Genomic DNA, 20,989 nt, shown 5'->3' with positions numbered 1-20,989 from the left:
TGGACGGTCGGGACGCTTCCGGGCGCGTAACAAGGTAGAGGGTGGAAACGCCCGAGCCTGCCTGGTGAGCGTGTTCTCGGCCGTTCTAACGAGGGGTGGGTCTGTGTATGACATTCTCGCCGATCGTGAGCGTGCGCTAGCGATCGTCCAGCGGCGCGGTCTGGATCACTTCCTGATGCTGCTGGATCGTCTAGCGTCGATCTACCACGGCTGTGACTGCGAGATCTACAAGTTCAGTCTGGAATGGATGGACGAACCGTGTCTACTCAAGGCGCGAGGAGTTCGCGGCGACCTGTGGATCTGGTGGCGTTAGCCGCCTACACGGCCGGAAATTCAAAGCCTGTCGACCGTCATGTGGAGGGAGGGTCTGTGACCTGTGAGGTTCTGTCGGATGAGTTCGTGCGCCGCTTTGAGCGGGGAGTGTGGCGCGAACTGATCGAATCGGCGATGGTCGAATGGTCGCCGGACGAGATCACGAATCTGTACGGCAGTGGTTTCGACGGAACAGAGACCGAGTATCTGCGCGGCGATCCCGCAAGCGAGATCCGTGACTTCCTGGACGGCGCTGCCGCCGAGTTGTCGTCGCTGGTCGAGCGTCTGGGCGATCGGGCTCCGGTGCCCGAGGAGCTGGGCCAGGACTGGGTCCTGTCGCGGCAGCGGCAGGGTACGGGCCTGTGGGATCGCGGCTACGGCCCGGAAGGGGACCATCTGCACGAACAGGCGATCGTCTACGGCGACATCCTCTTGGAGATCTCAGGGGTCGAGGACGACTGCGACGGTTGGGTGGTGCGGGTCCTGTGACCGGCCGGCATCTGCGTGTCCACCATCGCGACTACTACGACCACGAGGTCCACGACGGCGACATCTACCCGCACGGCGAACGGTCCGAGGATCTCGACTGCGAACCCGACGACTTCGACCGCGAGGACGGGCTCAGCGCCGTGGACCTTGCCGTAGCCAGGCTGAAGGACTTGGCGGTCACAGAACCGTCGGGCGGCCCGGACTTTCCCGGGCCGCACTGCTGGTGGGGCGGCACGGTCACGTTGGACTACTACACCGGTGAGATGCGAGAGACCTCCGCGCATCCCTGTGGGTTCAGCGATGCCGAGTGCCGCGACATCTGGGCGCGGCTGACCGGCGCATAGCCAGCGCGTGCCGCCCGCCCCTTCCCTTTCCTCTGCTGATCTTTCCGAGGTGGTGCCATGCTCGGCGTGCTCGCGGACCCCACGGTTCGGATCGGGGTCTTGATCGACGATGACCACGACTACTACCTGTCCCCAGTCGGCGACCTCGATGTGATCACCGAGGAGCGGGCGCACTTCGCGGACGGCACGTGGTCGGCCTACCTGCTGGTGACGGTTGTTCAGTGCCCGCGCTGCGACCGCCGGTACAGCACGGACGTGCTCGGCGGTGTGGTGGTGGAGACGACCGCGCTGGCCGGGTCGATCGTCTGGGCCGACGACCCGTCCCTGCGGGACAATCCGGCCGACTACCTGACGATGCAGATCCGGGACCTGATCGCCCAAGAGCGCGACGACCCGACCCCGGCCACAGGCTGGCTGCCCCTGCCCGGGGACGTGCCGTGAACCGGGTCGAGTCGCTGCCGCTGGCGAACGGCGCACCAGCCCGCCGGGGGACGGTCGCGTTGCTGGTGTCCCCGCATCGGGAGCCGCTGACCGGTGGCGGCCCGGACGCCGTCCATGTCGAGCTGATCGTCATCCGCTCGGTCACCCGCGACGGACGGGTACGCGCCTACGAGGAGATGTGGCCGGGCGGGCGGCCCGTCCGCGTCGCCACCACCGCCTGGAAGATCACCAGCCTGGTCGACGCGTCGGTGCTCGACCCGGCCCGCGCGGTCGCGATCGCCCGCGCGCACACCTACCCGGGCCACCGTCAGGTCCGCCCGTGGGCGTCGCTCGCCGAGGCCCGCGCGGCGCTGACCCCCGCCCGCACACCCACTCCGTAACCCCCGCCGCGTGCCTGCCGCCGGACGGTGTCCGGCGGCCCGTCGGCATGCCCGCACATCGCTGCCCACCTTCGCCGCTCGATGGAAGGAGCCCGAATGTCGAAGGAAACCCTGGCCTGGCTGAACAGCAACACGCTGATCGGTTTCACCGACAAGCGTGGCCACGCCTGGCACTACCGCGCCGACCAGCAGCAGGGCGAGGCCAACCACTACCCGGGGCCGATCCCGGTCGACGACGTGGAGCGTCGGCTGTTCGGCTGGCAGGCCCTCGAACTGCCGATCTACGTCGAGTCGCCGATCACCGGCGGCCTGGACGTCGTCCCGGACCGCAAGGCCATCGTGCGGTCGGACACCGGCAGCGTGATGGGGCTGTTCAGCGACGGCTACCAGCCGCACCCCTACCAGGAATGGCTGGTCGACAACGTCGGGCAGCTTCTCGATGACGATCTCGCGATCGGTTCGGCCGGGCTGCTGCGCGGCGGAGCGGTCGCCTGGGTGAGTGTCGAGGTGCCCGACACGATCACCACCCCGGAAGGGGTCGCATTCCGTCCGAACCTGCTGGCGACCACGAGCTTCGACGGGTCGCTGTCCACGACCTACAAGCGGATCGTGACCAACGTCGTGTGTGACAACACGATGGCGGCCGGCCTGCGGGAGCAGGGCCAGCAGACCAAGGTCAAGCACTCCGCCAAGTCACACCTACGGCTCGGGGAGGCCCGGCAGGCACTCGCGATCGTGCACACGATCGCCGACGACTTCGCCGCCGAGGTCGCCGAGCTGTGCGCGCTGGAGGTGTCGGACCGGCAGTGGGCGGCGTTCCTGGACGCCCACGCACCCATGCCGGACGAGAAGGGGCGGGCGCGGACCAGCGCCGAGAAGCACCGCGACACCCTGACCCGGCTGTGGAACCACGACGAGCGGGTCTCCCCGTGGCGCAACACCGGCTGGGGCGTGATCCAGGCGGTCAACACCTACACCCACCACGAGCAGACCGTCCGCGGCGCGTCCCGCGCTGAGCGCAACATGCTGCGGGCCGTGACCGGAGGGGCGGACAGCCTCGACGGCTCCACCCTCGCCACGCTGCGCACCCTGCTGCCGGCCTGACCCGACACCCCACGTCCGCCCCGCCCCGACGGGCCACCCGCCGGGGCGGGGCGGCGCGCTGCCCGCACACAGGAAAGGACCCGGTATCGCGATGTTCGCCGGACTGACCGTCGACGGCACGACCGTGAACAGCCTGGACGAAGACAGCACCATCAAGCTGATCTTCGACGCCGACACCGAGTTCCGCTGTTCCGCCTGCGGGGCGGACCTTGCCGAGACGCCCGGCGGCTTCGACGACGACAACGGCGACAACGAATGCCCCGCCTACCAGTCGGACGAGCCCGACGCGGACGGCACCGGACCGCACACGCCCGAGCGGGTCGCGCTGTCGTGGTGCAACAGCGCCGGCATCCGCACCGACGAGACCGACGACGCGATCACCCTGAGCCTGTCCACCGGCGACCCCTGCGGCGCGTTCACGATCACCATCCGGCGGGTGCCCGACGACGCCGACAGTCCGCTCGCGGGACGGCTGCTGCTGCACCTGCCCTACCCGGACCAGCCGATGCCGCACGACCAGCTACACCCGCTGCACCCCGGCACGTTCGTCATCGGCCGGCCCGCCCCAGCCACGCGAGCCCACCTGACCGCCGCCTGAGCACCCGTCTCCCGACAGCGGGCACCGTGCGCCCGGCTGCCCACCCGTGGCGGCGGGAGACCCCCGGACACACCCCGCCGGCCCGTCGCGCGCCAGCGGTTCGCCTACCCCCTCCACGATCAGGAAGGCACCCGCATGCCCACGACACCGACGCTCGCGGTCGCCACCGACTTCATCCTGTCGCACGCGACCGAGCAGGACCTGACCCGCATCACTGAGACGGTCAAGCAGCGGCGGGCCGCGCTCGCCGCGATCAGGACCGCGTCCCTGACTACGGGCACGCCCGTGCGGATCGCCAACCTCTCGCCCCGTTACCTCAACGGGCTGACCGGCACCCTCGGCGCGATCGACGGCAAGCACGCCACGGTCACCCTCGACGCCGAGTCCACCGACCGGCTGCGCTTCACCCCCAGCAACAAGCGCTTCCCCGTCCCGTTCGACACGGCCAGTTACGACCTGCGCGGCGTACCGCTGAGCTGCTGCCTGCCCACCTGACAGCCCGCACCACACCGGGCCGGGCACGGGCGGCGCTCCCGTGCCCGGCCCGGAAGCGGGACCCGTGGCCGTACCCGGCCCCCGTTCGGTCCTGGGAGGGACACGATCATGACTGCTGCCCGCACCATGCGCGTCACCATCAGCGGCGTCTACTCGGAGTACGAGGTACCGGCCAACGACGACCGTTGGAACGGCTTCGCCGTTCCCGGCTTCACCCTTGACCAGGTCCGCCAGTTGGCGGCCGAGACCGACGCGCTGGGCGCGACCGTGGACGCCGACGAGATCGACACGATCACCATCGGCGACGACGGCATCGTCTCGGTCCACAGCGGCCATTGGAACTGCACAACCATCGTCGTCCCCGACCCGGACGGCCTCTACTACGTCGGCGGCTACGAGTGGGCCTGGGAGATCGTCGGCAACTGAGCGACGTTGCGCTATCCGCATCACGATCACGTCGCCCGCGAAGGCGGACCATGCCCGTCACGCCGCCATCTGTGGCACGCCGTGCGCCTGCGAGGAAGGAGAAATGATCATGGGGTTTGACCCGTATGACCCGCTGCACCGGGCGGCCCTGCACGAGGCGTCGGTGGACACGTGGGCTCGGTGCGGCGACGAGTTCTGGATCAAGACGTCGGAGGGCTGGAAGCTGCCCGGGTGGCGGGGCCGCGCGATCAGCACGGACGAGTTGCCCGCAGGCACCACCATCACCACCAAGATCACCATTCCGATGGTGTGGCTGACCGACGACCAGCTACGGCGGTTTGGCGCCACCGACGAGCAGATCGCGAGGCTCCGGAGGAATTGGGACCGGCGCTGACCGCTCCCCAACCCGAGCGGGGTTGACCAGACCCCTCCAGACCGGCACGGCGGGAGCCTCGCCGCACGGGCCGCCCTCACCGACCGATCGGCTACCGACGCGCGGGTCCCGGGCGCGTCCCGCCGGCCCTCGCCTCCTGTCGCGATCCCCGCTTCCGCAAGCCATGGAGGTGACGCATGCCATCCGACACCCAGTACCTGGTGCACGTACGGCTGACCCGCCGCGACCACCGCGGCGATGTCCTTGAACTGACCAGCACCGACACCGTGACGTTCGCGGTCACCGCATGGAAGCAGCAGCATCCCGAACTCGCCGTCGGCGCACCGACGGTCATCACGGAGGGCCTCGACGCCTACGCCGAGATCACCGTCGCGACCGCCGAGGCCGCCGGGCAGCTGGCTGGCTTCGTCACCTGGATGACCGAGGCACCGGCGCACGTCCACGACCACGACGACACCACGAGCCTGCCCGCCGCGCTCAGCGCCGACCAGCTCGCCGCCTTGGTCCCGGGCAGCCCGGTCGAGTTCCTGCTGGAAGGGACCTGGTATCCGGGCGAGGTCCGCGCCGCCGACCTCGCCGACGCCCACGGCGACCAGATGCTGATCGTCACCTACACCGGTGAACAGCAGGCCAACCCGAAGTTCCTCAAAGGCAGTATCGACCCGGGCGACGGCTTCCCTGTATACGCGGGGGAGATCCGCCCGCTCGGCGCGGCCGGTCAGACCGTCGCCCCGCCCCGGCCGACTGTCCACGTGGTGCGTGACGCGCTCGTGCGCGTGTACGGCGCCGCGCCCGACACCAACGACGCTAGCGACATGTATGTGATCGACATCGACGGCGTGAAGATCCTGTTCCGGCTGGTCGCGGCCGATGACGACACCGACGGCGACCCGGCGGAGGCGGAACCGACCGTCTACGTCCACCTCGAAAACGCCGGCCGGCCGAAAGGCACCCACCTCGTGGTCGACGTCAACGGCAACACCAGCGACTACCGCTTCTGATCGTCGTTCGAGGCGTTGCCCCTGCCCGCGATGACAACCCGCGCCGGCCCGCTACAGACGGCCCCAGGTCCGCGACTCCCGCATACCCGCATGCCCTGAGGGAGGTAGATCCCGTGCTGTTCGACCTGTCCGTGCTCCCGACCGTAGAGGACGACGATCTCAGCGCAGCCCTGTCCGCGATCAACGCCGAGTTGCGGCGGCGGATCACCGCTGACGGCGGGTTCGCGTCGAAGGTCCACGAGCTGTACCCGACGGCGGTCGCTGTGCTGTGTGACGTGGTCTGGGACGACTACCCGACCGCGTCCGCGGAAGGCGTGCTCCTCGCCGACGACACCGTCATCTCGATGGACCCGCGGACCGCCCCGGATCTGTGGGGAGAGATCTGCGACGAGGTCACGGACCTCGCCGCTGTCGACGGCGCGATCGGCGAGGACGTCACCCACGGCCACCTGATCCGCCTCGACCCCCCGCCCATCGGCGACGACCCGTCCCGGGCCTGATCCGATGGGCCGCACAGCAGGCCGTCGGACATCTCGGACGGCGGCCGACCTCGACGCTCTCCGGCGTCGGCCGGTCAACCCGGGCGGCCCGCCGACCGACGACGATCGTCTCGACGCCCGCGCGCTGCTTGCCGCTCTGACCGGCGGTGACGGCGGCCGGCATACGGCGCTGCGTGCCGCCTACCTCGGTGACCACACCGCGCCCAGCTACGACCCCGACCGGGTCGTACGCATCCTGACCGCGTTGCGCGACCAGCTCGCCGACGAGATCGAGACCTGGACGTACCACCGGATCTCCCGTGCCCGTGCCGAGGAGATCCGGCGGCACCACCTCGAACGCGACGACTGCTCCGGCTGCGTCGACCCCTGCGCGTTCTGCGTCACCTGGGCCGACGCGCTCGGCCTGGAACGGGTCGCCGACGCCGGTCGGCACGTCTGGCGGCCCCGCCCCCGCGCGGAGGCACGGCCGCGCCCGGCGGCCCGCCGTCGCCGCGCGGGCCGGGTCGCGGAACCCTCATCCGAACGGAGCGACGGTGATGGCTCCTGAGTTTGCCCTGCCCTTGACCTTTGTCGGTTGCCCGGTGGTAGCCGGTATCTACGTGCCCCGTGCGGGCCACTACGTGCCGCTGTGGGCTGTTGTCGCGGTAAGCGCCGAGCCCGGCGAGTTCCACGTCGGTCTTGTGCGCGACGACCAGAACAGTATCCAAAGCTGGTACGACATTCCCGGCCTGACCGAGGCGCTTGACTGGATGCGCGTCAAGGCCGATTTCTGGGCGGACTCCCGCGACTACTAGCCGAACCGTCGTCCGGCATTTTTTCTCTGGGTCTTCGTCCGTGACGGAAAGGAGCGGCAGTGAATTCTGCCTCCGAGTTTTCCGAGCTGATGAACGCGCTGCCGATCGACCGGCGCCGCAACCTGCCTATTCCGGCTGTCACCGCGCGCCACCCGGACGGGGAGCCGGACTTCTCGACCGTCGATGGCCGGGAGGCTTTCCGTCTTGCCTCCGAGGGGCGGTGCGGTATCTGCGCCCGGCCGTTCGACGGGGAGGTCGCTTTTCTCGGCAGCCCGGGAGCCCTCGCCGCCAGGGCCTACCACGACCCGCCGATGCACGAGTCCTGTGCCGAGGCGTCCACCCGGCTCTGTCCTCACATAGCCCGCCGCGACATGCGCCGACTGACAGATCGGCGTTCCACCGGCGAGCTTCCTGCCGGCAGTTCCCCGGAGAAGCCGGACCGGTGGGTGATGTGGATCTGCCGGGGATTCGGTGGGGCTGTCGTGAACGCCATTCCGGTGTTTCTTCCCGCACCTTACACGCGGCTGCGGACCTTTACCTACACCGCCGACGGCCAGATCCGCGAAACGTTCGACACGACACCCGGCGGCACCGGCTGACCCGGCGGCGCTGCCTACCCGTTCCTGGAAAGGGGAGATCACGATGAGGATGCGGCGCAGCCGCAACGGCCACCGGCTTCCCCGGGAACGAGTCCTGCGGATACGCCGGTGTGCCCCGCCGGACACGCGGTCGCTGCGTGAGCGGGCGCGTGATGTGTTCCTCGACGCCCGTGACGCGTTGCGGATGGTCCTGGAAGACGACATCGAGGCCGAGACGCGGACCGAGTGCCCGGCAGCCAGCGAGCTTGAGGTCGAGGTCTACACCGATGAACTCGGCGAGGCCCGTGCCCGGCTGATCACCGTCCTCACCGACGACGGCACCGCTGATGACGCTCGCGACGTGCTCGCCGAGTCACTCGCCGACCTGCTCGACGAGTGGGCGACCACCGCCAACGCCGACAGCACCGAGATCGTGTTCCGCCAGCTACCCGAGCACCACTGATCTCTGTTCCGCCGCGCGCCATCACGCCGCTCTCGCACGTCTGCCCGACGTGCACCAGCCGGCCCGCCCGCCGCCGATGCGCGCCGGCCGATGACCGGCCGATCCCCGATCCCACGCGGAAGATCATCATGACTGTCACCGCACCGCCCGCCACCATCGCGGGGGCGACCGCCGTCGTCCCCTACCGGGACCTGCTCGCCGCGCTGACCACGGTCGGCACCGTCCTTGACCGCAAGAGCCGGCCACCGTGGAATGCCGCTCTGATCACCGCCGATCTCGACGGGAGGCTGACCGTCACCGGCGCTAGCCCCGCCGCGACGGTCTCGGTGCGCCTGCCCGGCGCGGCACGGTCCGCCGGCCAGTTCCTGGTCGATGGCTGGGCGCTAACGCAGATGTGCAAGGCGTTGGTCCGGGGCGAGCATCGCCGCGACACCGACGAGCTGCCTGTCCTGCTCGACGGGTCCTTCCCACCCGCCCCGACCGTCACGATCGGCGACTACACGGTGCCGCTGACCGGCCTACCCGTGGAGGATCATCCCGGCGCCTGCCGGCCCGCGCCGACGATCGCCACCGTCGACCGGGCCGCGTGGCGCGCCGCGGTGGACCGTGTCCTGCCCGCGGTCGGCCGGGACGACACCCTGCGGGTCCTCACCGGGCTGTACGTGTCGTTCGCGCCTGGACTGGCGACTGTGGCCGGGACCGACCGGTACCGCCTGGCCGTCGATGTCCTGCCCGCGACCGTCACCGGGCCGGCTGTGCAGGAACTGCTGCTTCCCGCGAAGATCCTCGCCGCGTGCGCCGAGACGTGGACGGGGCCGTCGGTGACGATCGGGCGCCGTCGTGCCGAGTCCGTGCACGACGTCGACCGGGTCACGTTCACCTGCGGGCAGACCACTGTGAGCCTGGTCGAGACCGGCGGCGCCTACCCGCCGTGGCGCAGGCTGCTGGGCTCGCTCGACCCCCAGCACACCGCCACCTTCGACCGGGCGACGGTGGCGGCCCACGTGGCACGGGTCCTCGCGATCCTCACCGCCCACCCGACCACCCGCCGCCCCATCATGACCATGACGCTGACGCTCACCCCGGACGGGCTCCGGGTCGCGCCGCTGCTGCCCGAGCACGGCGCGCGGGTCAGCGCCCCGACCCTGCCCGCGACGACCTCGCTCACCGACGGGACCGTCCGCTGGGCGTTCAACGCCGCCTACCTGCGCGCCGCCCTCGCCGCGCTCCCGGGCGACACCGTCCTGTTCAGCGGACAGGCGGACGTCGCCAAGCCCGTACTGCTCACCTCTCCCGAACAGGGGGCGAGCATCCCGCCGTACCGGCACCTGCTCATGCCCATCTGCATCGACTGACCGGCGCTTCCCCACGGACCTCGATGCGCGCCGCCGCACACCTTCTGCGCCTGGAAGGGAGAATCGATGGAAAGTTCGTCGGTGAGCTACGGAACGATCGACATGTACGACGCGCTGCCTCCACATCCCGCCGCGAGCTGGGAACCGGGAAACGTCGGCAGCTTTCCTCTCCGCATCACCGCGCTGCTCGACGAAACCGGCGGAATCCTCGTCCACATCGACCCCGCGGTCACCCTGAACCTCGCCAAGGAGAAACCACCGCTCACGGTGCTGGTCGACGGCGGGAAGCTTTATAGCAGCCCCACCGCGACCGGCGGCGACTGCGCCGATCCCGACCATGGACATCCCGTCCCCTGGCGCACCCGCGAGCGCTGAGCCGAAATCCCTCCTATCCGGCGCATTCCCCGGCTCACGTGGAAAGGAGCGTGACTTCTGATGGTCTACCTGAGTCGCCGTCGCCGTCGGCGGGCTCGCTTCTGGGCGTTTGCGCTGCTGGCGGTGTGGCTCCTGGGGGTCGCCGCCGCGCACGACGTCACCATGCTCGTCGCCTACACGACGGTCACCCTCGCCGCGATCAGCGTCGATCTGACCACACGCCGACGCCGCCGAGCCCGGCGGACACGGCGGGCACGCAGCCGCGCCCACCCGCGTGGGACAGCCACCTGACCGTTTCACCCGGAAGGGCAGACGAGCAGTCCCCGCGTAGTACCGGGTAGTTCCACCCGGCCGTCTGGTCGGGGAGGTGTCAAAGCGCGGCGGCCCGCGCCGGGGCAGTCAGCCAGATACCGACGTCGCCAGAAACGGAGCACGGCTATGTCCGACCGTCGGATCGACATCAATGTCAATATCACCTTGACCGTCTCGGTCGCCGAGCCGGACGACGCGGAGAGCTACTCGTTCGACGACCTGGGCGAAGAGGCGAAGGAACGCGCAATCCGGGACATCACGGAGCGACTGCTCGGACCGTGGTGGGACCAGCATGACAACGATCGGCTACAGGAGACGATCGTCTACACGCTCGCCCAGGAACTCAAAACGCCCGGTTGGGCCGTCTACGGCTGCGGGGACTTCCCTGGTATCAGTGGGGTGGAGTTCACCTCCTGGTCCATAGGAAGCTACGACGACCAGGTCACCCTCAACGGTCGGCTCACTCGTGAGAACGCGCCAGCCCTCCCGTGGACAGAGCACATCTCCGCCGTCCAGCTGGGCGAGCCTGGCCTCGGCCAGATCTACGTGTGGGAGTCCCAGGCCCACGACACCGGCGTCGGCGGAGACGGCATAGCAGCGATCGAAACGGCGGTACGCGACGCGATCGCCGCCGCGTTGAAAGCGGGCCAGGAAGAATACGAATACATAGGCAGCAGAGAAGCCGTGACCGAACTGCTCGCGGCCAGCGACTACGAGTTCTACGAGGATGGCAGCTTCTACGGATGACCCATGCTCGACGTCGGAAACGCGGTCGCGCCACTCCACGGAAGGTGCCCTGATGTGGCATACAGCCGACCAGACCCGTCAAGAAGGGGGCAACGTCATGGACCCGGAGCGGCACCTACGCGAGACGCTCGTTCCGCACCCGGAGGCGGTCAGGGCCGCGACAGTCCAGGCGAACAAGCCGCTCTACAGCGTGGCCCTGGCCCACAACAAGAACCCCTCCTTCTGGACCACCGACGTCCGGGTCGAGGCTTTCCCACGCCTGTTCGACGATCGCAATCTCGCGTTGGACGTCATCGAGCGAGCGGCGAACATCGCCCGGGAACTGAACCCCGAGGTTCCCGTGCAAACCGCCTTGTTCGTCCACCATGACGACGGCAGCGGGTGGGCGGCGTTCGTGGACTAGCGGGGCCCTCCCCGGTCGGGGTAGCCGTCCGCGTGGTCTGGGGCCGGTCGACTCCGGCCAGAAACGCTGGCGCCGCGCGGCGCGCGAACACCAGCCACCCGACTGAGAAAAGCGGAGTACAGCCATGCCCAAAAACCAGCTCGACCAGCTCGTGGCGGACTACACCGAACTGGTCACCACCGCTCTGGCGGCTCTCGACTGGGCCGAGGAGGAGATCACACAGGCGATCACCCGCCACCCGAGTAAGCGGGACCAGTTCTTCCACAGCTATCCGGTCCTGGCCCCCAGCACGATCCTCTTTCCCGTCGAGTTCGTCTACCGGGGACACTTCCGGGAGATCCTCGAACGGATAGCCACGGGGCAGGACACCCGCCCCGGCACGGCGGCCGAAGCATGCTGCCTACTGGCCGAGGTCAGCAAGGCCACGCCTTTCCCACCGTACGGCCACGGGCTCTACTTCCGGCTGTGGGCGAAGGCGTTCCCCGGCCACCAGCAGCTCGTGCCGGACTCCCAGCTCAACCACTACGAGGCACTGTTCGGCCCGAAGATCGACAAGTTGGAAGGCGATATCCGCAAGGACCTGACCGTGAAGGATCGCCAGATCGGCCCCATTACCTGCGACGGCGTGCACAACGGTGCCGTCGTGGACTGCATCTACGCCCGAACCCAGTAGCTGATGGGCCGACGGAACGGAGTACAGCCATGCCCGAGACCGGCAGAACACTTTTGATGCTAGCCGAGAGCATCGCCGCCGAGCTGGGTGACGACTGGAAGACCGAAACCGGTCACTGGCCGCAGGACGCCTTCCTGGTCAGGACGTCGAACCCGGCCTGCAAGATACACGTCACCATGGGTCGGGTCTATAGCAAACGAGACAAGATTGAGATCTCGGGTGTTTATCCGACCCGGGCAAGCGAGTACCGAACCGGTCGCGCGCCCAGGGACAGGACCTACGCCGCGCCGGACAAGTCGGCGCCGGCCATCGCACGGCAGATCGAACGATATGTACTGCCGGGCTATGAGGCCGAGCTGGCGCGGGTGTGTGAGATTCTGGACGACCGGCGCAGAGCGCAGCAGCGCGCGGAAGAGATCGCCCGCGCGGTCATGGGCGCGTTCGGTCTTCCGTGGGAAGGACTCGATCCAACGGCCGACGAGTATAAGCGAGACCGCTGGAAGCCGGTCGCCAGCTTCTGGCGCCACCCCCACAATATGATCTGGAACTTCAGCGCCGAGCCTGCGCACTCCGGCGAGGTCGATTTCAAGTTCTCCGCGCACCCCAAGCATGCCGTGAAAATCGCGGAGTTCCTTGCCTCTCTCCCGCCGCTTGAGTAGTGCCCCGTCGCTCGGCCCGACGGGTCGTGCAGGACAGCGTGGTGGGGCGCCGAGAAGGCGCATGCAGCTAGTCGCCCGCTCTCCGGCGCGTGCTGGACGGCGCCCAGCATCCCGCATGGACAGGCCGCGTCGGTGAAGACGGAAACCGGCTGGCTGAGGACCGTTCCGCAAAGGAGGCGCCCGTGGCGCCGCCCTCACCGGATAACCGTACCGCTCATCGCCTTGCCAGCCATTCTGCTTTGGTTTCCTGGAAAGAGAGGGCCCTGATGGGTATTCACTATGCGACCTTCGGGCGTTGCCCGAGTGATCCGTCGACGGTGCTGTGGCGGGTCCACGACGAGATGCTTCCCGCGGTCACGGTGCTCGCGGGCCGGATGGAGAACGTCTCCGGCCTGAAGGCCCCACACATGATCGAAGATGATTTGCGACGGCTCCTTCTGGCCCATCACCCGACCGTTTGGGAAGAGGTCGGTGAATATCGGCGCGCGGCCCGCCCGCCCGCCACGCCGTCCTGCGGCCGGCTGTACTGCCCGACGGCGGCGAGGCGACACAGCCATCGCGCCTACAAGCCCGGGGATGTGGTCGCCCTGACCGCGGGAGACCCCCAACACGAACCTGAGACGTGGCCGTTCCCGGTCTGGGCGGTCCTCGGCGTGCGCACCGAGGACGAGGCTTACCGCGACGGAATCTGCGTCGACATCGGCCCCGGCCGTCATCGCCGTTTCGTCGGCCCCCACGAGATCCGGAGGCTTCGCCTCGACGAGATGGTCATCGGCCCGTCAACCTGGTGACCACAGCCCGCAGCCCGCCGCGGGCGTGCCACCGTCCACGGCGTACCCATCGGGCTGCTCATCATCGGCCCTCCCGCCATCCCTCAGGCGAACCGGGAGGGTGAACGGCCACCCCGTTCCCCGGAATCGGCTGCATGTCGTTGTCGGCATCGGTGAATCCTGCACCGAACCGAGTACGCCGCCTCCGACCTGCCGCACCTGACGGCCCGCCCCACACGACCGGCCCGCGACGGCCGGTGCAACGCCTCTCGGCCCGCCGCGCACCTCGCCCGGCGGGCCGACCCGCGTTGCAGCCCTGGTCCCCGAGGGCCCGCGCGACCGCCCGCGCCCCGGCCCCCACGCTCGCGCACGTCCGCCTGTCCGCCGTGCTGCGCCCTCCTTAGGAGCGCCCCACCATGCCGTCGACTCCGCATCTGATCGGCTTCGCCGAACTCCTCGGCCGGCTCCGCCACGTCCTGACCGTCAACGGCGAGGACACCGTCACCCTCCGCTTCTCCGGACTGTCCTACCACCCGTACTTCGACCGGGACGGCTGGCCGCGCCGACTGCTCGCCCACGTCCTGTTCGGACTGGACGGCCACCTCGACCCGGCCAGCCTGCTCAACCTCGAACCCGCCGCCAGCCTCCTCGGCGCGCTTGGCTACCCGCTGACCGCCAAAGCCGCCGCCCTCGCCAACGAGGCTGAGCAGCTCACCATGCAGGGCTGGACCTGGGGCCACGCCGTCGACACCACGATCCAGCGCACCGACGTGGACGACGAACCGGAAGACACCCGCATCGGCGACGTGGCCGTAATGGCCGTGCTCTCCCACATCGCCGCCCGCCACGCCACCGAGATGACCAGCCCGATCCGGGCGGTCCCGCTGTTCCACCGCGGCTACCCGACCGGGCTGCTCGGCCACCTGGCCGCCTGCCTGCGCCTCGACGCCGTCCACGCCTCCGCCCTCGGGGACAGCAGCGCTCTCGCCCTGTTCGGCCACCTCGGCTGGACGCTGTCCCCACGCGCCAGCGCGGTCCTCACCACCGCCGAGCAGGCCGAGGCCGCCGGAGCCACCTGGACCGACGTCGTCATCCAGGCCAGGGCCACCCGCCGCGACCACCTGCGCCGCGACCCCTGGGACCGCTGAACCGCGCCCGGTGCCCGGACTCCGTCGCAGGCCCGCCGGGCTGGCTGCGGGCATCGCCTCAGCCGCCGGTACTTCTCGCCGGTAGGAGAACCGTTTCTTCGCCTGCCGGTCCGAACCTGCTCCTTTCCCAACCCACCTTCGCGAGAAAAGAGGACTGGCATGCGTGAATACATCGCGTGCGACGGCGGGGATGACGATTGGCTGTGCCGATGCGGGAACACCCCGGCGTCCAGCGGGTTCGTCCCGGTCCGTCGGCGCCGGGAAGTCGCCCCGGGCGCGGCCCGGTGGCGTGGGCGCTATTGCTGTGTGGACTGCGGCTTGTTGATCCACTGGCCCAGCCGGGAGATCGTCGGACGTATCAACCCTGCGGACCTCGTCCTGAACGACGCTACGCCCTCCGTCAACCGGCGACGCCGACCGCCGTTCCTGCGGCACAGCAGAGGCTTCCGCCGTGCACGACGCGCGCGACTGCCTCGCCAGCGGTAGCCCCTACCTCTCCCCAGTGAGGCGTTCCGGCGCCGAGCCGAGACCCGACCGAGGGGCACCTCGTCGTCGAGTTGGCCGGCAGGGACGGTCACCGCAACCCCGCGGCAGCAGGGTGGCGGGGTCGCAGAGGGCACGCGCTGCATGCTGCGTGGTGCCCACGTCGTGGCGCGATCAGACTAGGTGGGGACGGCCGTCCCGTACGTCCTGCGCGGCCGTCCCGGACCGGCCCGCCGCTGCGACCCCGCGCCCCATAGAGGACACCGCTGATGAACTTCGAGTCCCATGTTCTTGTCGATATGACCGTCAAGCAGGTCCAGGACGCCCTGGCGAAAGGAGACCAGCCCGCGATCGCGGTCCTGGAAGGAGAGCCCTCGCGCACGCTGAGTAACTCGGCCTACCTGCGTGACCCCGCTCGCGCGGAAGCGTTCGAGCGGCAGGTCGCCGCCGAGGCGAACCGCATCGACCTCGAACGGCTCATCCTGGCGGTCCCGCAGATCAGCAGGCCCGTCGTGATCGACGGCGACGATGAGGTCCGGCTGCGGTCCCCCTACACCGGCGGGCCGGTGCTGGAGGACGACGGCGAGATGCACGTCATCCTCTGGGTGCTCTGGGACGAGGAGGAGGGCCACGAGTCTGGAATGGTGCCCTTCCGGCGCAAGCGCGACGGCACACCCGTGTTCGACGCGTTCGACGGCTCGGACTACATCTTCTCGATCCCGCTGAACCCCGGGGGCGGGCCCGGCCTGGTCCTGCTGCGGGAACTGCTCGACGAGAACCTGCAACGGCGACGCGCCCGCCCCTGACCTGCCCCGCCAGGCACGTGGCCGGTTCAGCGCGGGCTGACGTGGTTCAACCAGCGCACCAGCGGGGCGGCGCCGTCCCGGGCCAGGTCGATCACGGTCGCGGTGTCCCGTAGCGCGCGGGCGACGAGCACCCCGGCGACCGCGACCGGGCCGGGATGCCGGCTCGCGAGGTACGCGAAGTCGCCGTCGCCTGTTACCAGCAGCAACGGCGCCTCGTCGCTGCGGTAGGCACCCGCGAGCGCGAGGTCCGCGCGCTGCCAGCCCTCGGCAGCCACCAGCCGGCACTGCGCCGGCCAGCGCACCGCCGCCAACCTCCCGGCCGCGCCCGCGGCCGTCACCGCGCACCCGTAGCCGCCGACGATCCGCATCGTCACCGTCATCCACCGGGCCGCGAGATTGTCCGCGTCCGCCAGGACCTGCACCACAAACCCAGGACCATAGCCAGCGGCCGGCGGCACGGGACGTGCATGGCCGCATACGGTGGACAAGCCCGCGCGCCGGCTACACCTCAACCGCCGTTCCACCGCCAAGGAATCTGGAACGGAAATTCCCCGGACCCTGCTGGAGGCCGCGATGAACGACGCCACCTGGAGCCTGGTGACCGACGTCGTGGACCGCGTCCAGCAGTCCATCCGGATGACCGACTATCCGGCGATCGTCATCCTCGACGGGGACCGCCGCCAGATCCTGTCCGACTATGACTACGTCCAGAGTGAGACCGCTCGGACCGGCTTCGAGACCCGTGCGGCCGAGCTCGCCCGCACCCTGCACGCCCGCCGGTTCACCTTCGCCGTCCCGCAGATCATCGAGACGGTCCCTGGCAGCCTCGAAGCCCACGCGTTCTCCGTCCGGCCCCTGCGTGACGGCGAGCAGGAGAGCGTGGTCTGGACGGCCTACGACGCCGACGACGGCGTCGACTACGGCTGGGCCCCCTACACCCGCCGGCCAGGCGGCCAGCCCGTCTTCGACGAGCCCACCACGTTTCACCTGCGGGCCCTGTCCACCGACGGCTTCCCCGGCGTCCGTCTGCTCCGCCTTCTCACCGACGACGAGTAGGCCAGCTGAGTAGGCCAGCGCCCGCCTGGCCTTGTCCCGGGGCCGCCCACCGGGCGTTCCCGGGCCGCCGGCCTCGGCCGGCTCGCCCTCCGCGCGTTCGCTGAGCGGCCAGCGCGCTCCCGGACGACGCGAGCCGGCGAGCGGCTGTGCCCCGCCCGCCAGCCAGGCGCGCTGGGAGCCCACGTCCCAGCGTGTGCGAGCGGGCGTCCTCTGCCGCTGTCTCTGAGCCGCTGCCCATCTTCCCGGTCCGCATGCCGCCGACCGCCCGCAGGGTGGGCGCCGATGTCGGCGACACCGCCTCCCGGTCCTCGTTGTGCGCCGGGCACCGGGTCGCGCTCGCACGGCGACGCATCGCGGGGGCCGGCGTCCGCCACCTGCGCTAACTCTCGGAGATCTCCATGCCAGCATCTGACGACTTTCCGCTACCAGATGGGTACACGACGCTTCGAGTCTCTTCGCGTACCCGGCTCGTCCATTGCACGCTCCCCGATGCGGAGGTAACCCTCTGCGTTCGCAGGTTCGGCGAGCGGACGCTGTCCCCGGACCGGACTGGCCCCGCCGCAGCCGTGTGTGAGCGCTGTGCAAGCGTGGCGGCCCTGCACCCGCTCGACCGGGCCCCGCCGGGCTACGGCCTGACCGCCGTATCGACAGGTCCCGGCCTGGTCACCGCCACCGACCCCGCCGGGCGCACGATCGGCGCCGCGGGCACTGTCCCACAGGCCCACTTCGACGCCTGGTGCCATGCCCACGCCGTCGCGCTTGCGACCGCGCGCCTGCGCCGAGACAGCCGGCGTCGGGGCTCGGCCGACCGCGAGGTGTGGCGGGTTCTCCTCGCCACCCCGACAGGTCGCTGGCGGCCCGCCGGCACGATCCGCACCCGGGACGACGGCTTCCTCGCTGACCTCGACGACACCGAGAACCACGTCCCCCGGCGGTTCCGTACCCGCCATCAGGCGCGCCGCTGGATTATCGAACACCGCGTCGTGCATGGCTGGCCCCACGCAGGATGGCTTGTCCTCGACGGCGTCCGTGTTCTACGCCGCGCTGGCAGCCGTCACGCCGCTACCCGCTGGCTGTGTGGCTACCACGCGACGTTCACCGGACTGCGCGCCACCGCCATCCGGCCGATCGACTGTGACGCCTACCAGCACCACTATCCCGACGGCAGCGTTTTCACCGTCGCCCGCGCCACCCGCGCCGCCGACCATGGCATTGACCCGACCGCCGCACCCCGATACCCCTACGACGATCTCCCCTTCGACGAGAGCGCGTCCACGTGCGCGAGCATCGTGGGCAGCCTGGACACGGTGGGCACCCATACCACCCGCGACGTGGCCAGCTGGCCGTAGGACTGCATTCCGCGCCGGTCCGCTCGCGCGGCTACCTCGAACCATCACTTGCGCCCTCCGCGAGGACCGTCCGCTGGGACGCCGGGACTCCGCGCCGCCGCACCCGTCTGGCCTCGCGCGTAGCCGGCAGCCGTCCCCCGCGCGGTCGGCGCCGCACGGCCCGACCGGCGGACTGATCACAGGCACGTGCGGTGCTCGGACGCACGCAGCCTGCCTCGAACCTGCCGCCGGTTCTTGGCCGCAGCCCGAGCGCCGCAATCCGGCCTTGGCACACGGACTCGGGGTCCCCCCGGCCCTTCCGGCGCCGTCGCTCCATCCCCACCCATCCGCAGGAGGGAAACCATGCCCACGACGAGTGAGAACCGCGCCTACGCCCGCGAGGTAGGCGCCCGACTGCGCACCATCCGCACCCAGCAGGGCCGTTCTCTCCAGCAGGTGGAGACCCTGTCCCGTGGCCGATGGAAGACCGCGGCGGTCGGCTCCTACGAGCGCGGCGACCGGATGATCAGCGTGGAGGGGCTCGCGGCGCTCGCCGACTTCTACGGCGTCCCCGCCCACGAGCTGCTGCCCGGCGGACGGCCTGACCCCCTCCCGCCGCGGGCGGCGCGCGTCGTGCTCAACCTGCCCGCCCTGGCCGGCGTGCCCGACGACGACGCCAGCCCGCTGCGCCGCTGGGTCGCCGAGATCCAGCGAGAACGCGGCGACTACGCCGGCCGGGTCCTCTCGATCCGCGAAGGGGACCTGCGCACCCTCGCGACCCTCTACACCCTCGACCGCAGCCAGCTGCTCGACAGGCTCCAGCAGTGGAAGGTGCTCGACCCGACGAGCGCCACCCCGGACCTCTCCGACACCGTCTGAACCTGGGCACCGTGATCCAGCCGGCAGCGCGTCCGCTGCCGTGCCCCCGCCATGCACGGCGGGAGGGGCGCGCAGACACGGACAACCTCCATGGCGCTTCCCCCGACGGAGATCCTTGGGCAAGGGTCGGGCCCGGCCGCAGGCTCACCCGTCTACTACCCGTGATCCCGTTGCCGTGGCCCACCGGCGGAATGCCCGTCGGTGAGCCACGGCCATCAGGGCAACCGCTGGCGGCTGCTCATCGCTGAGCAGTTCGGCCGCCACGCGCAGCCCTTTCGGGCCTACTCGTCGTCCTGTTCGTTGCGGTCGGCCGCCTCCTGCGCCCGCACGTCGAAGCCACTCTGCGCGGTGTCGGAGCACGGGTCCTGCAACGCTGCCTCGCTGATCCGGTCAGCTGCCTCGCGGTCCATCGGCGTCGACTTGCCCATTTCGCACTCCTTGCATCCTCCTGTCCCGGTGACGTCACGGGACCGACGTGCCCGGTCGCGTGCGGCACGGCCAGGCGATGCCCAGGGATACGGCAGCGCCACGACCCGGACGGCCGGATCGCCCTGCTGACGCCGCGAGCGGGCTCCGGGTTGGGCAGCAGCTCGGTGACGAGCCCGCGAGGAAAATGAATCCGAGAAATAGGCTATCGTGCTCGCCCGGACAGCGCTGGGCGAGCGCGCTGGAATGCTCCAGCCCGACGTTGCACCCCGTGCGAATAAATCGCACCCTACGTGCCCGGCCTGGTTGCCCCGAAATAGTCGTCCCCCTGCCACCTGTATGGGGCTATTTTCACTACTTTGCCCCGCCCTGGAGCGGTGATCATCTGGCCGTTTCCGATGTAGATCGCGACGTGGTGGATGTTGGTGGCGGTGCCGTAGTAGACGAGGTCGCCGATCTGGAGCGGTTCTCCCGGCGGGACCACGGGGCCGGCCTCATACTGGGTCTGAGCGGTGCGGGGCAGGTCGATCCCGGCGGCCAGGTAGGCGGCGCGGGTCAGGCCGGAGCAGTCGAAGCCGCCCTCGGCCGGGCCGTCTCCACCCCAGAGGTAGGGGATGCCGATCTGGCCCTGGGCGTAGAGGACGGCGGCGTAGCCGGCGTCGGACGGCGCGGTGTCGGCTCCGAAGCCGCTGGTCGAGCTGTACTGGGTGGCCTGGGTGACGACCTGCGCGACGTAGGCGTCCGAGTGGTTGTAGGCGAAGATCGCGCCGGTCAGGTCGGTGGCGACGTGGTTGTCGCAGAGGTAGGCCGCGGCGGCGTAGACGGCGTCCTGGGGGTTGTAGAGAGACGGCGGGTTCGCGCCGCCGGCCGGTAGCTGGTGGTGGGCGACGACGTCGGCGAACGTGGTGGCGAGGAACTGCATCGGCCCGCCGGCGCCGGCTTCGTTGACGCCGCTGACCACGCCCGGCAGCCGACTGCGACCATGATCAGATTCTTCTTTCCCGATGGCCGCCAGGGTCGTCCAGGACAGGCCGGGGCAGCTCGCGGCGGCCTGCATGTAGAGGTTCAGGTAGTCGGGCGGGATGTCGTCGAGCGCGGTCTGGCTGGGGCTGCCGCCGCTGGAGCAGCCGAGGAACCAGCCGACGACGGGCAGGCACAGGACGCGTTCGGCCACCCCAGCGGCGGCGGCCCCCATCATGACGATGAGCAGGACGACGGCGGCGACCGCGCCGGCGAGGTACTTGGTCGTG

At 70.1% G+C, this 20,989-nt stretch carries 32 protein-coding genes; 29 read left to right on the top strand and 3 right to left on the bottom strand.

All coding sequences use genetic code 11. From position 1 onward, the window contains the following. The first annotated feature begins 103 nt into the window (after positions 1 to 103). From FRANCCI3_RS08685 to FRANCCI3_RS08560, 26 genes are all read left to right on the top strand, one after another. Positions 104 to 313 (top strand): hypothetical protein, encoded by a 210-nt coding sequence (locus tag FRANCCI3_RS08685; protein ID WP_035958909.1) that lies wholly within the window; start codon positions 104 to 106, stop codon positions 311 to 313. Beyond that, a complete protein-coding gene (locus FRANCCI3_RS08680) occupies positions 295 to 801 on the top strand; it encodes a hypothetical protein (RefSeq protein ID WP_236701528.1) in 507 nt (168 codons plus the stop codon). The genes FRANCCI3_RS08685 and FRANCCI3_RS08680 overlap by 19 nt, the downstream gene beginning before the upstream one ends. Then, positions 798 to 1,145, top strand: coding sequence for a hypothetical protein (locus tag FRANCCI3_RS08675; protein ID WP_035958911.1), 348 nt, complete (start codon positions 798 to 800; stop codon positions 1,143 to 1,145). The genes FRANCCI3_RS08680 and FRANCCI3_RS08675 overlap by 4 nt, the downstream gene beginning before the upstream one ends. Positions 1,146 to 1,202: 57 nt before the next feature. Next, positions 1,203 to 1,586, top strand: a complete 384-nt coding sequence (locus FRANCCI3_RS08670; RefSeq protein WP_011436161.1) for a hypothetical protein — start codon at positions 1,203 to 1,205, stop codon at positions 1,584 to 1,586. Then, positions 1,583 to 1,966, top strand: a complete 384-nt coding sequence (locus FRANCCI3_RS08665; RefSeq protein ID WP_011436160.1) for a hypothetical protein — start codon at positions 1,583 to 1,585, stop codon at positions 1,964 to 1,966. Before FRANCCI3_RS08670 ends, FRANCCI3_RS08665 begins: the two co-directional genes overlap by 4 nt. A gap of 96 nt (positions 1,967 to 2,062) precedes the next feature. Continuing rightward, entirely contained in the window at positions 2,063 to 3,070 is a 1,008-nt protein-coding gene (locus tag FRANCCI3_RS08660) for a DUF932 domain-containing protein (protein ID WP_011436159.1), read from the top strand. A 91-nt stretch (positions 3,071 to 3,161) separates the two neighbouring features. Continuing rightward, positions 3,162 to 3,668 (top strand): hypothetical protein, encoded by a 507-nt coding sequence (locus FRANCCI3_RS08655; protein ID WP_011436158.1) that lies wholly within the window; start codon positions 3,162 to 3,164, stop codon positions 3,666 to 3,668. A 135-nt stretch (positions 3,669 to 3,803) separates the two neighbouring features. Beyond that, a complete protein-coding gene (locus tag FRANCCI3_RS08650; protein WP_011436157.1) occupies positions 3,804 to 4,163 on the top strand; it encodes a hypothetical protein in 360 nt (119 codons plus the stop codon). A 108-nt stretch (positions 4,164 to 4,271) separates the two neighbouring features. Next, positions 4,272 to 4,589 carry a hypothetical protein gene (locus FRANCCI3_RS08645; protein WP_011436156.1) on the top strand — a complete coding sequence of 106 codons (318 nt, stop codon included), beginning with the start codon at positions 4,272 to 4,274 and terminating at the stop codon, positions 4,587 to 4,589. 109 nt (positions 4,590 to 4,698) lie between these two features. Next, a complete protein-coding gene (locus FRANCCI3_RS08640; protein WP_011436155.1) occupies positions 4,699 to 4,983 on the top strand; it encodes a hypothetical protein in 285 nt (94 codons plus the stop codon). A gap of 176 nt (positions 4,984 to 5,159) precedes the next feature. Next, entirely contained in the window at positions 5,160 to 5,984 is an 825-nt protein-coding gene (locus tag FRANCCI3_RS08635) for a hypothetical protein (RefSeq protein WP_011436154.1), read from the top strand. Positions 5,985 to 6,097: 113 nt separating this feature from the next. Then, a complete protein-coding gene (locus FRANCCI3_RS08630) occupies positions 6,098 to 6,484 on the top strand; it encodes a hypothetical protein (RefSeq protein ID WP_011436153.1) in 387 nt (128 codons plus the stop codon). A gap of 4 nt (positions 6,485 to 6,488) precedes the next feature. Next, positions 6,489 to 7,031, top strand: a complete 543-nt coding sequence (locus tag FRANCCI3_RS08625; protein ID WP_011436152.1) for a hypothetical protein — start codon at positions 6,489 to 6,491, stop codon at positions 7,029 to 7,031. Further along, a complete protein-coding gene (locus tag FRANCCI3_RS08620; protein ID WP_011436151.1) occupies positions 7,021 to 7,278 on the top strand; it encodes a hypothetical protein in 258 nt (85 codons plus the stop codon). The genes FRANCCI3_RS08625 and FRANCCI3_RS08620 overlap by 11 nt, the downstream gene beginning before the upstream one ends. A 59-nt stretch (positions 7,279 to 7,337) precedes the next feature. Next, positions 7,338 to 7,877 (top strand): hypothetical protein, encoded by a 540-nt coding sequence (locus FRANCCI3_RS08615; protein WP_011436150.1) that lies wholly within the window; start codon positions 7,338 to 7,340, stop codon positions 7,875 to 7,877. Between the two features lie 43 nt (positions 7,878 to 7,920). Beyond that, the gene (locus FRANCCI3_RS08610) at positions 7,921 to 8,319 is read left to right on the top strand and encodes a hypothetical protein (protein ID WP_011436149.1); all 399 of its coding nucleotides are present in this window, start codon (positions 7,921 to 7,923) and stop codon (positions 8,317 to 8,319) included. A gap of 128 nt (positions 8,320 to 8,447) precedes the next feature. Then, positions 8,448 to 9,674 (top strand): DNA polymerase III subunit beta, encoded by a 1,227-nt coding sequence (locus FRANCCI3_RS08605; protein ID WP_011436148.1) that lies wholly within the window; start codon positions 8,448 to 8,450, stop codon positions 9,672 to 9,674. A 66-nt stretch (positions 9,675 to 9,740) separates the two neighbouring features. After that, positions 9,741 to 10,049 (top strand): hypothetical protein, encoded by a 309-nt coding sequence (locus tag FRANCCI3_RS08600; protein ID WP_011436147.1) that lies wholly within the window; start codon positions 9,741 to 9,743, stop codon positions 10,047 to 10,049. 60 nt (positions 10,050 to 10,109) lie between these two features. Then, complete coding sequence (locus FRANCCI3_RS08595) at positions 10,110 to 10,340, top strand: hypothetical protein (RefSeq protein WP_011436146.1); 231 nt, start codon at positions 10,110 to 10,112, stop codon at positions 10,338 to 10,340. A 147-nt stretch (positions 10,341 to 10,487) separates the two neighbouring features. Then, positions 10,488 to 11,108 carry a hypothetical protein gene (locus FRANCCI3_RS08590; RefSeq protein WP_011436145.1) on the top strand — a complete coding sequence of 207 codons (621 nt, stop codon included), beginning with the start codon at positions 10,488 to 10,490 and terminating at the stop codon, positions 11,106 to 11,108. A gap of 52 nt (positions 11,109 to 11,160) precedes the next feature. Continuing rightward, the gene (locus tag FRANCCI3_RS08585) at positions 11,161 to 11,511 is read left to right on the top strand and encodes a hypothetical protein (protein ID WP_011436144.1); all 351 of its coding nucleotides are present in this window, start codon (positions 11,161 to 11,163) and stop codon (positions 11,509 to 11,511) included. A gap of 124 nt (positions 11,512 to 11,635) precedes the next feature. After that, a complete protein-coding gene (locus tag FRANCCI3_RS08580; protein WP_011436143.1) occupies positions 11,636 to 12,184 on the top strand; it encodes a hypothetical protein in 549 nt (182 codons plus the stop codon). Between the two features lie 29 nt (positions 12,185 to 12,213). Beyond that, the gene (locus FRANCCI3_RS08575; protein WP_011436142.1) at positions 12,214 to 12,843 is read left to right on the top strand and encodes a hypothetical protein; all 630 of its coding nucleotides are present in this window, start codon (positions 12,214 to 12,216) and stop codon (positions 12,841 to 12,843) included. Positions 12,844 to 12,932: 89 nt separating this feature from the next. Continuing rightward, a complete protein-coding gene (locus FRANCCI3_RS08570; RefSeq protein WP_131728950.1) occupies positions 12,933 to 13,634 on the top strand; it encodes a hypothetical protein in 702 nt (233 codons plus the stop codon). A gap of 395 nt (positions 13,635 to 14,029) precedes the next feature. Continuing rightward, positions 14,030 to 14,761 carry a hypothetical protein gene (locus tag FRANCCI3_RS08565; protein WP_011436140.1) on the top strand — a complete coding sequence of 244 codons (732 nt, stop codon included), beginning with the start codon at positions 14,030 to 14,032 and terminating at the stop codon, positions 14,759 to 14,761. Between the two features lie 752 nt (positions 14,762 to 15,513). Continuing rightward, positions 15,514 to 16,050, top strand: a complete 537-nt coding sequence (locus tag FRANCCI3_RS08560) for a hypothetical protein (protein ID WP_011436139.1) — start codon at positions 15,514 to 15,516, stop codon at positions 16,048 to 16,050. A gap of 26 nt (positions 16,051 to 16,076) precedes the next feature. Here FRANCCI3_RS08560 and FRANCCI3_RS08555 read toward each other — a convergent pair whose 3' ends face one another. Continuing rightward, a complete protein-coding gene (locus FRANCCI3_RS08555; RefSeq protein ID WP_035730229.1) occupies positions 16,077 to 16,475 on the bottom strand; it encodes a hypothetical protein in 399 nt (132 codons plus the stop codon). Between the two features lie 55 nt (positions 16,476 to 16,530). On the opposite strand from FRANCCI3_RS08555, the gene FRANCCI3_RS08550 reads away from it, so the two are divergent. The 3 genes from FRANCCI3_RS08550 (at position 16,531) to FRANCCI3_RS08535 (ending at position 19,313) form a co-directional block, all read left to right on the top strand. Further along, a complete protein-coding gene (locus FRANCCI3_RS08550; protein ID WP_236701529.1) occupies positions 16,531 to 17,106 on the top strand; it encodes a hypothetical protein in 576 nt (191 codons plus the stop codon). Positions 17,107 to 17,693: 587 nt separating this feature from the next. Then, positions 17,694 to 18,455 carry a hypothetical protein gene (locus FRANCCI3_RS08540; RefSeq protein ID WP_235609363.1) on the top strand — a complete coding sequence of 254 codons (762 nt, stop codon included), beginning with the start codon at positions 17,694 to 17,696 and terminating at the stop codon, positions 18,453 to 18,455. Positions 18,456 to 18,797: 342 nt separating this feature from the next. After that, a complete protein-coding gene (locus tag FRANCCI3_RS08535; RefSeq protein ID WP_011436135.1) occupies positions 18,798 to 19,313 on the top strand; it encodes a transcriptional regulator in 516 nt (171 codons plus the stop codon). Positions 19,314 to 19,594: 281 nt separating this feature from the next. On the opposite strand, the gene FRANCCI3_RS26780 is transcribed toward FRANCCI3_RS08535, so the two are convergent. Continuing rightward, positions 19,595 to 19,741: a hypothetical protein gene (locus FRANCCI3_RS26780; protein ID WP_023842054.1), complete on the bottom strand. Its 147-nt coding sequence runs from the start codon at positions 19,739 to 19,741 to the stop codon at positions 19,595 to 19,597. 287 nt (positions 19,742 to 20,028) lie between these two features. Continuing rightward, positions 20,029 to 20,937 (bottom strand): NlpC/P60 family protein, encoded by a 909-nt coding sequence (locus tag FRANCCI3_RS08530; RefSeq protein WP_011436134.1) that lies wholly within the window; start codon positions 20,935 to 20,937, stop codon positions 20,029 to 20,031. Positions 20,938 to 20,989 lie beyond the last annotated feature (52 nt).

The sequence above is a fragment of the Frankia casuarinae genome (genome assembly GCF_000013345.1).
In the GTDB taxonomy this organism is placed as follows: domain Bacteria; phylum Actinomycetota; class Actinomycetes; order Frankiales; family Frankiaceae; genus Frankia; species Frankia casuarinae.
Note: the sequence above shows the minus strand (reverse complement) of the source record. Positions and strands in the feature narration are given on the sequence as shown.

Bases quoted from the DNA above. Each gene is read 5' to 3' on its own strand.
- FRANCCI3_RS08635 (WP_011436154.1), top strand. From the start codon at position 5,160: ATGCCATCCGACACCCAGTACCTGGTGCACGTACGGCTGACCCGCCGC.
- FRANCCI3_RS08655 (WP_011436158.1), top strand. From the start codon at position 3,162: ATGTTCGCCGGACTGACCGTCGACGGCACGACCGTGAACAGCCTGGAC.
- FRANCCI3_RS08560 (WP_011436139.1), top strand. From the start codon at position 15,514: ATGAACTTCGAGTCCCATGTTCTTGTCGATATGACCGTCAAGCAGGTC.
- FRANCCI3_RS08605 (WP_011436148.1), top strand. From the start codon at position 8,448: ATGACTGTCACCGCACCGCCCGCCACCATCGCGGGGGCGACCGCCGTC.
- FRANCCI3_RS08670 (WP_011436161.1), top strand. From the start codon at position 1,203: ATGCTCGGCGTGCTCGCGGACCCCACGGTTCGGATCGGGGTCTTGATC.
- FRANCCI3_RS08585 (WP_011436144.1), top strand. From the start codon at position 11,161: ATGTGGCATACAGCCGACCAGACCCGTCAAGAAGGGGGCAACGTCATG.
- FRANCCI3_RS08640 (WP_011436155.1), top strand. From the start codon at position 4,699: ATGGGGTTTGACCCGTATGACCCGCTGCACCGGGCGGCCCTGCACGAG.
- FRANCCI3_RS08530 (WP_011436134.1), bottom strand. From the start codon at position 20,937: ATGATGGGGGCCGCCGCCGCTGGGGTGGCCGAACGCGTCCTGTGCCTG.
- FRANCCI3_RS08600 (WP_011436147.1), top strand. From the start codon at position 9,741: ATGGAAAGTTCGTCGGTGAGCTACGGAACGATCGACATGTACGACGCG.
- FRANCCI3_RS08650 (WP_011436157.1), top strand. From the start codon at position 3,804: ATGCCCACGACACCGACGCTCGCGGTCGCCACCGACTTCATCCTGTCG.
- FRANCCI3_RS08535 (WP_011436135.1), top strand. From the start codon at position 18,798: ATGCCCACGACGAGTGAGAACCGCGCCTACGCCCGCGAGGTAGGCGCC.
- FRANCCI3_RS26780 (WP_023842054.1), bottom strand. From the start codon at position 19,741: ATGGGCAAGTCGACGCCGATGGACCGCGAGGCAGCTGACCGGATCAGC.
- FRANCCI3_RS08590 (WP_011436145.1), top strand. From the start codon at position 10,488: ATGTCCGACCGTCGGATCGACATCAATGTCAATATCACCTTGACCGTC.
- FRANCCI3_RS08610 (WP_011436149.1), top strand. From the start codon at position 7,921: ATGAGGATGCGGCGCAGCCGCAACGGCCACCGGCTTCCCCGGGAACGA.
- FRANCCI3_RS08620 (WP_011436151.1), top strand. From the start codon at position 7,021: ATGGCTCCTGAGTTTGCCCTGCCCTTGACCTTTGTCGGTTGCCCGGTG.
- FRANCCI3_RS08625 (WP_011436152.1), top strand. From the start codon at position 6,489: ATGGGCCGCACAGCAGGCCGTCGGACATCTCGGACGGCGGCCGACCTC.
- FRANCCI3_RS08580 (WP_011436143.1), top strand. From the start codon at position 11,636: ATGCCCAAAAACCAGCTCGACCAGCTCGTGGCGGACTACACCGAACTG.
- FRANCCI3_RS08595 (WP_011436146.1), top strand. From the start codon at position 10,110: ATGGTCTACCTGAGTCGCCGTCGCCGTCGGCGGGCTCGCTTCTGGGCG.
- FRANCCI3_RS08565 (WP_011436140.1), top strand. From the start codon at position 14,030: ATGCCGTCGACTCCGCATCTGATCGGCTTCGCCGAACTCCTCGGCCGG.
- FRANCCI3_RS08645 (WP_011436156.1), top strand. From the start codon at position 4,272: ATGACTGCTGCCCGCACCATGCGCGTCACCATCAGCGGCGTCTACTCG.
- FRANCCI3_RS08660 (WP_011436159.1), top strand. From the start codon at position 2,063: ATGTCGAAGGAAACCCTGGCCTGGCTGAACAGCAACACGCTGATCGGT.
- FRANCCI3_RS08575 (WP_011436142.1), top strand. From the start codon at position 12,214: ATGCCCGAGACCGGCAGAACACTTTTGATGCTAGCCGAGAGCATCGCC.